Genomic DNA, 12,635 nt, shown 5'->3' with positions numbered 1-12,635 from the left:
AGCCGACCTTCCGTGGGTTCCTACCCCAGGAGGACTTTGTGGATGTCTCGGATCGAGACCATTCCGACCACTGAGTCCTGCACCCGCAGGGGGATATGACGTACGTCGGCGTCACGCATGAGCTCGGCCACCCGCCGGATGGTGTCGGTCGGGCTCCCCCAGACGACGCTGATGCCGATCACGTCGGCGGCCCACACCTCGTCCGGGTCCCCGCCCGCGGCGAGGGCGTGCACGACGTCACGCTCGGAGATGACACCGAGCGGTGTCCGTCCGCTCATCACCACGAGGGCGCCGACCTCGGCGTCCGCCAGCGTCACCGCGGTGGTCCGCAGCGAGTCGTGTTCGTCCACGGTGGCCACCGGGGAGCTCATGATCTGTTCCACCGGGTCGCTGGGACCCGGGGCGGCCGGTGCCGCCTCCGGCTCCGGGAGCGGCCGCTCACGGGAGGTCTGCGCCGGGATGATGTGGGTGTCGGAACCGGGGTAGAGCAGGGACTCGTGCCCGTCGTCCCACCCCACCAGGAAGTGCTCGGCCTCCGCCCCGCTCAGGACTTCCCGCACGGTGCCGAGCCGCGGCGGCCGGTCCAGCGTGCCGGTCCGGACCTCGATGCGATCGCCTACCACTGCGTGCATGATCGACCTGCCCTCCTGGAGGATGTTGCCCCACCTTCACTGTCGGGTGCCCTCCGGAGGCAGCCGTAGGGCCGAAGGTCCTTCGGGCCGGCCGGACGTGCGAGGCTAGGTGCCGTGACAAGCGACCGGAATGTGCACGAGGGCGATCCGACCGCCGGCAGGGGCGAGCGGAATGTGCTCGGCGAGGCGCTGGAACCGTGCGGCACCGATCCGGTGACCGGGTTCTACCGGGACGGGACCTGCCGTACCGGACCGGACGATCTCGGCAGCCACACGGTGTGTGCCGTGATGACGGCGGAGTTCCTGAGCCATCAGCGCGCGGTCGGCAACGACCTGACCACGCCGCGGCCGGCATTCGCCTTTCCCGGGCTCGTCCCCGGTGACCGATGGTGCGTGGTGGCGGCCCGCTGGCTGCAGGCGTACGAGGATGGCGTCGCCGCGCCCGTGGTCCTTGCCGCCACGCACGAGCGGGCCACTGACATCGTGCCGCTGGACACCCTCCGGGCGCACGCGGTCGACGTACCGGCCGATCCGAGCTCACTCACCTGAGTCCGTGGCCGGCGCCGGGGTCGGCGTCGGCGTCGACTGGCCGAGCCAGCCCTCGTAGATGTCGGCGACCACCTCGTCGATGGACTCGCGGTGGGTCTCGACGTCGAGAAGGGGTACGCGTTCTCCTGCCTGGGCGAGCATCTGGGCGATCGGGACCTGCGCGGCGTCGAACGCGTACTCGTGCCGGCCGCCCTCACTGCCCACCAGTGACGCACCGTCGAGCGCCGGGGCGCCGACCCCGTCCGGCGTCTGCAGTACCAACCGGCGGCGGTCGCCCAACGTCGCTCGCAGCTCGGTGAACGCACCGTCGAACGTGACCGAGCCCTGGTGCAGCATGACGACGCGGGACGCGAGCTGTTCCAGGTCCGGCATGTCGTGGCTCGTCACCAGAACCGTCAGATCCCTGCTGGCGTTGAGGTCGACGATGCTCGCCAGCATCCGGCGCTTGGCCAGGACGTCGAGACCGAGAGTCGGCTCGTCCAGCAGCAGCAGGGCAGGTTCGTGCAGCAGTGCGAGTCCGAGGTCGGCGCGCATGCGCTGTCCGAGGCTCAGCTCGCGCGCCAACGTCTGAAAGAACGGCTCGAGGCCCAGCAGTTCCTTCACATAGCCGAGCATCCGGTCATAACGCTCTCGCGGGATGTCCCAGACGACCCGCTTCCACTCGAAGGCGGCCGCCACCGGGTGGTCCCACCACAGATCCGTGCGCTGGCCGAAGACCACCCCGATCTTGCGTACGTAGGGCACCCGCTGCCGGACCGGGTCCATGCCGAAGACCCGGACCGTGCCGGCGTCGGGGGAGAGTAGTCCGGAGAGAAGCTTGATGGTGGTGCTCTTGCCGGCGCCGTTGGCACCTGCGTACGCCACGATCTCCCCACGGTGGATCGAGAGGTCGATGCCGTCGAGCGCGGTGATGATCTCGGTCCGGGGACGGAGCAGGTTGGTCAGGGCGTCGCGCAGGCGTTCGGAGCGTTGGCGTTGCTCGTAGCGCTTGTGGACGCCGGTCAGCTCAACGACGGTGTCCGAACGGGGAGTAACGCTTCGAACCGACACGGCCATAGTGACGGAGTCCTTTCCGGAAGACGAGAACGGCGACGGCGAAGAACACCGGCGCGGCCACGAGGGTGACGAGCGCGCCGGGAAACAGCGGCGCGACCCCGGTGATCGCCCGCGCTGGTACCCAGGCGACGAAGCCCACCGGAATGGCGGTGAGCAGGCCGCCAAGGAGCACCCGCGGCACGTTGTCGAGCGGCAACGTGCCGAGCGAGCCCACCATGGCGTCGGTGGACATGGTGATCTCCTCCGCCGACCTGGGTGCCCAGAAAGCCAGGCTTCCCCAGCCCAGCTGCACCGAGAGAACGATCACCGCCGACGCCAGGAGGTTTCCGGCGAGCAGCAGCAGCCACAGCGGCGTGACGACGACCGCCAGCTGGGTGGACGACCACGCCAGCAGGGCGCCGGCGACCACGAGCACGATCGGCTGGGAGTACGGCATGAAGCCCTCGGTGAGGATCAACCGCCACAACGGCTGCGGCTGCACGAGCATGTGGTCGAGCTGCCCGCGTCCGATCCGCCGGCTGATCATCTTGACGTTGTAGCCGAACAACGTGTCCAGTACGCCGCCCACGACCATCGCGTAACCCAGCATGAAGATGATCTGTGCCTTCGACCAGTGGCCGATGCCGTGGAAGCGTTCGGCGAGCAGCAGCGTCGTCATGATGCCCGCCAGCCGGGCGACCAGGTCGGACACCAGCCACATGAGGGCGTCGCGGGTACTTCGGGACAGCCACAGCAGGTCCATCCGGGCGAAGAGTCCCCACAACCGCAGGAGCTGGCGTACCGCGTAGAGGACGCCCGAGCGGCGGGTTCCGGGGCTCTGGTCGCCGCCTCGCGGATCGGCGTTCCTGGGTGGAATCTCAACCGCCATAGCCGACCAGCCTCTCCCGGTTCCGCCACCAGACCCGTCCCGCCACCAGCCACAGCACCAGGACCCATCCGGCCTGGACAGGCATCAGCAGCAGCGGGTCGCCGGTGCCGGTGTAGATCCGCAGCGGCGCCGACACCATCGACGCGAACGGCAACCAGTCGAAGACCTTCCCCCACCCCCACGGAAGGATCGCGAGCGGAAGAACGGCGCCGGCGAGAAGGCCGAAGAGCGCCATCCGCAGCATCCCGACGAGCCAGGTGTTCAGTCCGTACGCCACCGTCACCGCGCCGAGGATCACGTCCATCGCGAGCGCGATCGCGACGGACAACACCAGACTGGGCACGAACGCCACCCCGCCGAGCCACGATGCCGGCGCCGGATCCACGCCGAGCAGCGGCGACAACGCCAGGATGGGGAGCGTGACGGCGCAGATCCCGAAGAGCCAGCTGCCGAGGAGCTGCGCGACGAGTTGCCCGACGAGACTCATCGGGTGGAGCAGCCGGCTCGCGATCGTGCCCTCCCACAGCCAGAGGTCCAGATCGGACTTCGCCATCAGCTGCTGGGCGAACATCTCGGCGACCAGCGTGTAGGTCAGCAGGGCCGGCAGGGTGAAGCCACCCACGACCTCGCCGGGGTCGACCAGGGTCCGCCAGATCGCCAGCAGGACGAGCACCCGTGCGATTCGCAGGCCGGCGTCGGCGAACATCAGCCAGCTGTCACCGACCGCCTCTGTGGCGTACATCCCGATCGTTCTGGTGTACGCACGGACCACACGGAGCCGGTTGGCGCCCGTCACAGTGCTCGCGGTGGCGCTCATCGCGGCGAGGAAGGTCGGAGCCGAGGCGGCGGGGCTGCCACAGGCCGCCAAGCGCGTCGGTGCGGGAAGGTTGAGGGTGGATCGTCGGAGCGCACCGGAGAAGCGTGCACCACCCGCGCTCCGCGCAGCGACCCATTTCCCACGCAACCCGCTGCCCTCGTCGCTCTCGCGCTCAAGGCCAGATTGGGCGACCTTGTGCACATCCGGTGGGGACAGCCTCAGCGACGACCGCGACGGTGACGTGAAGGGCAAGCGTCACCCCATCAGACAAATGGTCAGACCACAGTTGACCAGACCTCATGTGGCCCTCTCTGCGGGACAGTTCGGGCCAGTTGCGGGCATCGGCAGGTCGTTCGCGTGCACATCGTGTTTACGCCATATCCGGCGCCACCTAGCATCCTCCGGCGTCGCCGTTCACGACCGAGAACGCGCGCGGCCCCCGCCCAGGACGAGCAAACACTCAGGACGAGCAAGGGATTTCGCATGAGCGCATCGAGCCATTCCCGCAGTCCCCACTCCGGCCGTGCCGCGCTGCCCGGCCGTGCCGCACTCTCACGCCGCGCCCTGCTGCTGTCCGGTGCGGCCGTCACGGTGGCTGGCGCGGCGGCGTCGATGGCGGCCCGGCCGGCGCCCGCGGCGGCGGCAACCGCGGCGGCGACCGCAGGATCGTCCACTACGGCGACCGCGACGGAGCGCGCATCGGCCGGCGCAGTGGCGGCCGCGGCCGACGAGTTCACGCAGATGCGCGAGCAGTGGCGTTCGCTGTGGGTGGCCGCCGACTACGACCCCACCGATCCGAACATCGCTCCCGTCCTTGCCCGCATCGCCGAGGAAGGGCAGACCTACTGGTCCACGATGGACCGATCCGCCGAACGGACCTACCTCTGGGAAGACGCCCAACTCGAGGTGCAGATCTCGTTCGCGATCTCGGTGTCGTTCTACCGGCTACGCCAGATGGCGCTGGCCTGGGCCACACCTGGCACCGATCTCACCGGCAACGCCGACCTGCTCGCCGACATCATCGCCGCGTTCGACTGGATGGTCGCGAACTACTACCGTGAGGACGGCGAGATCATCGGCAACTGGTACGAGTGGCAGATCAGCGGGCCGCAGGCGTTCAACGACGCCGTGGTGTTGACCTACGCCGAGCTCACGCCCGAGCAGGTGGCGGCCTACACCCGCGCGGTCGCCAACTTCACGCCCGAGCCCTTCGCCACCGCGGCCAACCGCGCGCTGTCGGCCAATGTCGTCGTCGGCTGGGGCGCACTGGCCGGCAACGCCGATGCGGTCACCAAGGGCACCGAAGGCCTCGTACCGGTCTTCGAGTACGCCACGAGCGGTGACGGTTTCTACCGGGACGGTTCGTTCCTCCAGCACCGCACGTATCCGTACGTCGGTGCGTACGGCGCCTCCATCCTCGACGCCCTCGTCCCCTTGCTGGGAACGGTCGCCAACACGGCATGGCAGGTCGACGCCCCGATCGTGTACGCCTGGATCCGCGACACGTTCGATCCGGTCATCTGGCGCGGCGCCCTGCTGGACAGCGTGAGCGGCCGGACGATCTCCCGCTACAACGAGCACGAGCACTACCACGGCCACTACGTCCTCGAAGCCGCGATCGGGCTCGCCGCGAGCGCGCCTGACGACCAACGCGACTGGCTGCGTTCAGTGCTCAAGGAGTGGTTGCTGAGCGACACGTTCGACGACCCGACGCCGCAGCGCAACATCCCGATCGTGCTGACGGCCAAGGCGCTCATCGACGACGACACGACGAAACGCCGTGGAGAACTCCTGCTCAGCAAGGTGTTCCACCATCAGGACCGGATCGTCCACCGGCGTCCCGGCTGGCTTCTCGGCATCGCGATGAACTCCACCCGGATCGCGCGGTTCGAGTCGATCAACTCCGAGAACTTCAAGGCCTGGATGACCGCCGACGGCGCGACGTTCCTGCATGCCGATGATTCCGGCCGCTACGTCGACGCGTACTGGCCGACAATCGATCCGTACCGCATTCCTGGTACGACCGTCGACGTCCGGCCACGCACGCTCGGCGAAGGACGCAACGCCGTCGGCCCCAACCCGTGGGCGGGCGGAGCGTTCCTCGACAACCGGTTCACCGCGGGCGGCATGCATCTCACGGCCCAGGGCGGCACGCTGACGGTACGCAAGTCGTGGATGTGCTTCGACGACGAGGTGGTCGCACTCGGTGCTGGCATCACCGCCACCGACGGACGCAGGGCCGAGACCATCGTCGAGAACCGCCGCCTCGGCGACACCGGCGACGAGAAGGTGCGCGCCAACGGCGACCAGATCGTCAAGTCGCTCGGAGACTCCGCGACCGTCAAGAACGCCCGCTGGCTGCACGTGGAGGACACCGGCGGGTACGTGTTCCCGAAGCCGGTCGCCCTGCAGGTGCTCCGCGAGGCGCGGACGGGCAAGTGGTCCGACATCACCCATCATCCCGTGTGGGCCAAGGATGATCCGATCACGGCGAACTACCTCACCGCCTTGTTGGACCACGGTGTCGACCCGGCCGACGACAGCTATGCGTACGTCCTGCTGCCGACGGCGGGCGCAGGCGAGACGGCGCGCTACAGCGAGCGCCCCGAGACGGCGATCGTCGCCAACAGTTCGGCCGTCCAGGCCGCGCGACGGCTGGACGCCGGCGTGCTGTGCGCGAACTTCTGGGCACCGGGCGAGGCGTCCCTCGTCTCGACGACCGGCGGTGTGTCCGTCGTCGTCGAGGAAGGAGACAGCGAGCTCGCCCTGGCGGTCGCCGACCCCACCCACCTCGCGACGACCCTGACCCTGGGCGTGGCGGTCACCGCGACCGATGTCGTGTCCGCTGACGACGGGCTGACCGTCACGTCACTCGACCCGCTCACCGTCGAGGTCGACCTGACCGGTGCGGGCGGTGCCAGTCGTACGCTCCGGGTCGCGTACGCACCGCTCACGGTGGCTGACGTCCGCGCTCGGCTGAACGAGTTGCGGGACCGCGGCGAGGCGGAGGGTGCCTACGCCTCGCTGGAGGGCCAGCTGACGACGATCGAGGCGGCGGTCGAGGACGGCAAGCCGCCTCGCGAACTCGTCGATGCGTTCCGCAGAACCGTCGCCGGACACCGGGGCGATGGCATCAATGAATCCGCGACCGGGATCCTCGATGACCTCGCCCAGCGCCTCATCGCCCGGCTGTCGTAGCGGCCGAGTCTGCTGGCAGTGCCCCGGAGCAGGTCGAGGAACACATCAGCCTCGATCTGCGCCAACGTCCGAACATCCCCGGCTCGTTTGATCCGCCGGGCGTGGGTCGCCGGCACAGCCGAAGCCAACACCGAGAAATCCACACCCCCGCAATCGAACATACCGACGATTCTACCAGATGTTGATCACGTCCGGATTCGCGAAAGCACGTTGTTTCCAAGGCGATCCGCGAGAATCAGCGCCATCTCGCCCGTGCGGCGCTGCTGCAAACCCGCGGCACATACGCGGCATCGCGGGCGGGTTACTTCCACGCCCGTGGCCGGTTGTCGTACGTTGAGGCCGCGGACGAAGGGCAGGCGGGCTCACATGACGGAACGCGTCGACGGTGTGACGGCGACCCGATGGCGTCGGCGGCTGTCCAGCCGAGACATGACCGAGGCGCATCGGAGCGCGACACCACTGGAGTTGCTGTTCGATCTCTGTTTCGTCGTCGCCGTCGCCCAGGCTGCCGCGCACCTGCACCACGCCGTCTCCGCGGGCCATGTGGCGGGCGGCGTCCTCGGCTACCTGACCGTGTTCTTCGCGATCTGGTGGGCATGGGTCAACTTCACCTGGTTCGCCTCCGCCTACGACAACGACGACGTGCCGTACCGGCTGGCGACGATGGTCGAGATCGCGGGCACCCTGGTGATCGCGGCCGGGGTTCCGCGGGCGTTCGACTCCCGCGACTTCGGGATCATCGTGCTCGGCTACGCGATCATGCGGATCGCCCTGGTCGCCCAGTGGCTGCGAGCGGCGTTCGCCAACCCGGCCGGCCGGGCCACCGCGATTCGTTTCGTCATCGGGCTCACGGTCTGCATGCTCGGGTGGACCGTGCTGTTCATCGAGGGGAAGTTGGCCCCTCTGGGGCTGGGGAATCCTGGTCGTCGCGGAAGTGTGCGTGCCCGTCTGGGCCGAACGTGCCGGGCGGACGGCGTGGCATCGGTACCACATCGCCGAGCGGTATGGACTGTTCACGATCATCGTGCTCGGCGAGTCGGTCCTCGCCGCGACGATCGCCGTGCAGACGGCGCTCGACGAGAACCGTGCCAGCGCGGCGTTGTACGAGGTCGTGCTGGGCGGTCTGCTGATCGTCTTCGCGATGTGGTGGCTGTACTTCGCCAAGCCCGCGGCCCGGTTCCTCGACACGAACCGGGCAGCCTTCGTGTGGAGCTACGGTCATTACCTGATCTTCGCCGCGGCGGCCGCCGTCGGCGCCGGCCTGTCCGTGGTCATCGACCAGCAGACCGATCATGGCGAGCTGGGCCGGACCGGCGCGGGAGCTGCCGTGACGGTTCCGGTGGCGGTCTACCTGCTCACGCTGTGGTTCCTGCACGTACGACCGCATGGGGTCCGCGCTGCCCGCACGGTGCTGTACCCGGTCACCGCCGTCCTGGTGCTGGCGACCACGTGGACGGGGGTTCCGGTGCTGCTGAGCGGCCTGCTTCTGACCGGCCTTGCCGCGGCGACCTTCGTGATCGCCACCCGAGATGATTCCTCCGGGGACAGACTCGAGGACCAGCCTGCTGGGAGATGACATTGGTGAACGATTACGTCCACGGCTATTCGGCAGTGGAGGGCACGCGCCTCGGTGACCAGGCGGCGACACTGACCGAGCTTCTGCACGCCGACACCCGATTTCCTCCCGGTAGCAGGGTGTTGGAGGCGGGCTGCGGCGTCGGTGCGCAGACCGTCATCCTGGCCGGCAACAGCCCGCAGGCCGACATCACGTCCGTCGACATCTCCGATGACTCGCTGGCAGCGGCGAAGCAGCGGGTCGACGAAGCGGGCCTGGGCAATGTGGAGTTCCGGCAGGCGGACATCTTCGATCTCCCTTTTCCAGACGATCATTTCGACCACATCTTCGTGTGCTTCGTCCTCGAGCATCTGCCGAATCCGACCGAGGCGTTGGCCGCACTCGCGCGCGTGCTCAAGCCCGGAGGCTCGATCACCGTCATCGAAGGTGACCATGGATCCACCTACTTTCACCCCGACAGCGAGCCAGCGCGCCGAGCCGTCCAGTGCCTGGTCGATCTCCAGCGACAGGCCGGTGGCGACGCCCTGATCGGTCGACGGCTGTATCCGCTCCTGGTCCGGGCCGGCTATCGCGACGTCCACGTCTCACCCCGGATGGTGTACGTCGATGCCAGCAGGCCTGCCCTGGTCGACGGCTTCACGCGGAAGACCTTCACCGCCATGGTCGAAGGGGTCGGAGATCAGGCCGTCGGACAGGGAATGATGAACGAGGCGGACTGGGCGGCCGGTATCAGGGATCTGTATCGCACCGCCGAAGACGACGGGACTTTCTGCTACACGGTTCTTCAAGGCGGTCGGACGGGGATGACCAGATGATCGGCCCTGCCGCACCCGGCCCGAAATGCGATGGTCTATTTGCGCCCCGGGAAACAACACCTGTTCAATGATTTGTCGGGTACAGTTTCACGTATCCGGAATTGACGACATCCCCGAGCCTGAGGTTGCCAGCCACCCGGCTACCAAAAGGGGATTCCATGAACGTCATGTATCGCAACCGCGACAATTCCATCGATCCGAGCGCGGACAGGCCGTCGGACAGCCCGATGCCCGCAGGGTACGGGTTGCCGCCGACCAGCAAGTCTCCGGCTGCCCGCCGCCCCGCGAATCTGCCCTGGATGGTCAGCGTCGGTGCGGCCACCGTCGTCTTCGTCGCGCTGACCGTGTTCATGCTGCAGAACACCGGCACCGCCGAATTCTCCTTCCTGTGGATGCGTGGATCAGCTCCGGTAGCGATCGTGGCGTTGATCGCCGTCGCGGGTGGACTCCTGCTCGCCCAGTTCGGCCGCCTTGTCGGTCACCACAGGTGACGCTCCGACCAGTCCACAAGCCGATCACACGGGACACTCGCCGAGGCCAGGAGCCGGGGGTCAGGTCACCTGGGTACGCCGCACCTCGTCCAGCGCGCCTTAGGATGAAGAAGGCGTGGTGAGGAGCCAGCCGACCACACTGGTGGAGTATGACGAGAGTCGCGGTTCGCGAGGAAGGCAACCTGCGCACTGACCTGCCCGGTTTTGTAGGTCGCCGCGAGGCGACGGCGCAGGTGCGGCGAAAGCTGTCCGAGGCGCGTGTGCTCACACTGACAGGTGTCGGAGGGGTCGGAAAGACCCGTCTGGCCCGGCACGTGGCGTGGGAGTCCCGGCGCGCGTTCCACGACGGGGTGTGGCTGGTCGACCTGGCCAAGCTGGATGATCCCTTACTCCTGGACCATGTGGTGGCGGCCACCCTCGGCCTGCAGGAAACCGCGATCCGCGAACCACTGCGGGCATTGGTCGAGTACCTCCAGGACAGGCAACTTCTCCTTGTTCTGGACAATTGCGAGCATGTGTTGGACGCGAGCGCGCGCCTGGTGGCGGAGCTCCTGCGGACCGCGCCGGACATCCGCGTACTGGCCACCAGCCGGGAGCCGTTGAGGATCGTCGGCGAGCACGTCTGGCCGGTCATTCCCTTGTCCGTACCGCCCCAGGACGCCCTCGACCCGGGTGCCGGGCATGACCGCCGGTACGAAGCGATCGACCTGTTCTGGCAGCGGGCGGAGTCGGTCCTGCCAGGCGTCGCGAAGGACCGGTCGAACGACAGGGCCGTCGCTCGCATATGCCACCTTCTGGAGGGGCTCCCGCTGGCGATCGAGCTGGCTGCGGCACAGCTGCGGAGGATGTCGATCGGCCAGCTGCTCGCCCAGCTCGATGATCGTTACCGCGTACTCGCCGACGACCACACGACATCGAGACACGCCACGCTCGATGCCGCGATGGGCTGGAGCTACGAGCTGTGCTCACCGCCGGAGCGGGTTCTGTGGGCACGATTGTCCGTGTTCGCCGGCGGCTTCGATCTCGGTGCTGCCGCCATGGTCTGCACCGACGCCAGTCTGCCGGCCGACGACCTGCTCTCCGTCCTCGGCGGACTCTCGGACAAGTCCATCCTCACACTGGACCAGGACGCTCCTGAGGCGCGCTACCGGATGCTGGAGACGATCCGTGAGTACGGCAGGAGCCGGCTTGGCGATGGCGAGAGCGACACGCTACGGCGCCGGCATCGGGACCACTACCTGGACCTCGCGGAACGGGTGGAGTCGGCGTGGTTCGGCGAGGCCCAGCTCGATCTGGCCAGGAACCTGCGGAGTGAGTACGCCAACCTCACCGTCGCGTTGGAGTACTGCCTGTCCGAGCACGGGGAGAACCGCTCGGGGCTGCGGTTGGCCGGCGCCCTGTGGCCCTACTGGATTCCCTGCGGATTCCTCCTCGACGGTAGGTCATGGCTCGACCGGGCGCTCCAGCTCGACACGACACCGTGTCGGGAGCGCGCACAGGCGTTGTGGGCCTGCGGTTATGTCGCCACCAGGCAGGGCGACATCGCCACCGCGCTGGACATGCTCGACAGCTGTCGGGCTCTCGGGCGGGAGCTCGGCGAGGAGGACATCGCGGCCCATGCCAACAGCGCCGCGGGGCTGACGTTGCAGTTCGCCGACGATCTGCCCAGCGCCGTCGCGCGCCTGGAGGAGGCCATCGCGTACTACCGGACCGAGCATGCCAGGCCGGACACCCCGCTGATCCTCGCGCTCTTCTTCCTTGCGTACGCGATGTGCCTGCGCGGGAACACCGAGCGGGCGGTCGCGCTCTGCGAGGAAGGCGGGAGGATCTGCCGCACCCACGACGAGCGCTGGGCACTGTCATGGACGCTGTGGGGACTCGGCCTCGCCCACTGGATCGCGGGGAACATCGAGGACGCCATCGCCCAGCTGCGTGAGTCACTGCTGATCAAACACGCGTTCCACGACCTTGCGGGCACGTTGTTGAGCGCCGAGTGCCTGGCGTGGACGCTGGCGACTCCCGGGGACACCGCGATGGCGGTTCGCGCGGCCCGACTGCTCGGCGCGGTACATGCGCGCTGGAAGCCGATCGGTACGTTTCTGTACGGGCACAAGGCGTTCCTGGACTGGCGCGAGCGATGTGAGGCGCGGCTGCGTGCGCTTCTCGGCGATCAGCCCTACGAAAACGAGTACCGGCGCGGATCGCTCCTCACCGTCGACGCGGTCGTCTCCTGCGCCACCGGTGAGAAGAAGAGAGGCGCACGGGCCGCACATGACCAGGATGACCAGAAAACCCTGAGCAGTCGGGAACGAGATGTCGCGAAGCTCGTCGCCGATGGCCTTTCGAACCGGGAGATCGCCGCGCAGTTGGTGATCGCGGAGCGGACCGCCGAGAGCCACATCGACCACATCTTCACCAAACTCGGCTTCACCTCCCGCACGCAGATCGCGGCGTGGGTCGGCCAGGACAGTTCATTCGAGCCGAACGCCGCCGATGACACTGGACGCTAGTGTCCTCCGCCTGAAATTCGTGCGATATATCGGGCGAGGGAGTCGAGGATCTCCTCGGCGGTCTTCTTCCAGATGAAGGGCTTGGGGTTTTCGTTCCAGTTCTTGATCCACTCGCGGACGTCT

Annotated in this window: 10 protein-coding genes and 1 pseudogene; 7 read left to right on the top strand and 4 right to left on the bottom strand. The window is 68.0% G+C overall.

The window, feature by feature from the left end:
* Positions 1-20: 20 nt before the first annotated feature.
* Complete coding sequence (locus tag ABNF93_RS19475) at positions 21-632, bottom strand: CBS domain-containing protein (protein WP_349329514.1); 612 nt, start codon at positions 630-632, stop codon at positions 21-23.
* Positions 633-746: 114 nt separating this feature from the next.
* Here ABNF93_RS19475 and ABNF93_RS19470 point away from each other — a divergent pair, with 114 nt between their 5' ends.
* Positions 747-1,181, top strand: a complete 435-nt coding sequence (locus ABNF93_RS19470) for a DUF2237 family protein (RefSeq protein WP_349329513.1) — start codon at positions 747-749, stop codon at positions 1,179-1,181.
* Here ABNF93_RS19470 and ABNF93_RS19465 read toward each other — a convergent pair.
* From ABNF93_RS19465 to ABNF93_RS19455, 3 genes are read right to left on the bottom strand one after another with little or no spacing between them, the layout of a single operon-like run.
* Positions 1,170-2,237: an ABC transporter ATP-binding protein gene (locus ABNF93_RS19465; protein WP_349329512.1), complete on the bottom strand. Its 1,068-nt coding sequence runs from the start codon at positions 2,235-2,237 to the stop codon at positions 1,170-1,172. The two genes, ABNF93_RS19470 and ABNF93_RS19465, sit on opposite strands and share 12 nt — an antisense overlap.
* Positions 2,188-3,105, bottom strand: coding sequence for an ABC-2 family transporter protein (locus tag ABNF93_RS19460; protein WP_349329511.1), 918 nt, complete (start codon positions 3,103-3,105; stop codon positions 2,188-2,190). The genes ABNF93_RS19465 and ABNF93_RS19460 overlap by 50 nt, the downstream gene beginning before the upstream one ends.
* On the bottom strand, positions 3,095-3,922 hold the full coding sequence (locus ABNF93_RS19455) for an ABC-2 family transporter protein (protein WP_349329510.1): 828 nt from the start codon (positions 3,920-3,922) through the stop codon (positions 3,095-3,097). The genes ABNF93_RS19460 and ABNF93_RS19455 overlap by 11 nt, the downstream gene beginning before the upstream one ends.
* A gap of 483 nt (positions 3,923-4,405) precedes the next feature.
* Between ABNF93_RS19455 and ABNF93_RS19450 the strand changes: the two genes are divergently transcribed.
* The 6 genes and pseudogenes from ABNF93_RS19450 to ABNF93_RS19430 all read left to right on the top strand — a co-directional run bounded on the left by ABNF93_RS19450 (position 4,406) and on the right by ABNF93_RS19430 (position 12,512).
* Positions 4,406-7,120, top strand: a complete 2,715-nt coding sequence (locus tag ABNF93_RS19450; RefSeq protein ID WP_349329509.1) for a polysaccharide lyase 8 family protein — start codon at positions 4,406-4,408, stop codon at positions 7,118-7,120.
* 366 nt (positions 7,121-7,486) lie between these two features.
* Positions 7,487-7,945 (top strand): annotated as a pseudogene (locus tag ABNF93_RS34965) (low temperature requirement protein A); the annotation flags it as partial.
* Positions 7,946-8,060: 115 nt separating this feature from the next.
* Positions 8,061-8,696, top strand: a complete 636-nt coding sequence (locus ABNF93_RS19445) for a low temperature requirement protein A (RefSeq protein WP_349329508.1) — start codon at positions 8,061-8,063, stop codon at positions 8,694-8,696.
* Complete coding sequence (locus ABNF93_RS19440; RefSeq protein WP_349329507.1) at positions 8,693-9,511, top strand: methyltransferase domain-containing protein; 819 nt, start codon at positions 8,693-8,695, stop codon at positions 9,509-9,511. Before ABNF93_RS19445 ends, ABNF93_RS19440 begins: the two co-directional genes overlap by 4 nt.
* A 158-nt stretch (positions 9,512-9,669) precedes the next feature.
* Positions 9,670-10,002 (top strand): LapA family protein, encoded by a 333-nt coding sequence (locus ABNF93_RS19435; RefSeq protein ID WP_349329506.1) that lies wholly within the window; start codon positions 9,670-9,672, stop codon positions 10,000-10,002.
* A gap of 149 nt (positions 10,003-10,151) precedes the next feature.
* Positions 10,152-12,512 (top strand): ATP-binding protein, encoded by a 2,361-nt coding sequence (locus ABNF93_RS19430; RefSeq protein WP_349329505.1) that lies wholly within the window; start codon positions 10,152-10,154, stop codon positions 12,510-12,512.
* Positions 12,513-12,635 lie beyond the last annotated feature (123 nt).

This window comes from Actinopolymorpha sp. B9G3 (assembly GCF_040120725.1).
GTDB lineage: Bacteria > Actinomycetota > Actinomycetes > Propionibacteriales > Actinopolymorphaceae > Thermasporomyces.
This window is presented reverse-complemented; position numbering and strand designations above follow the sequence as displayed.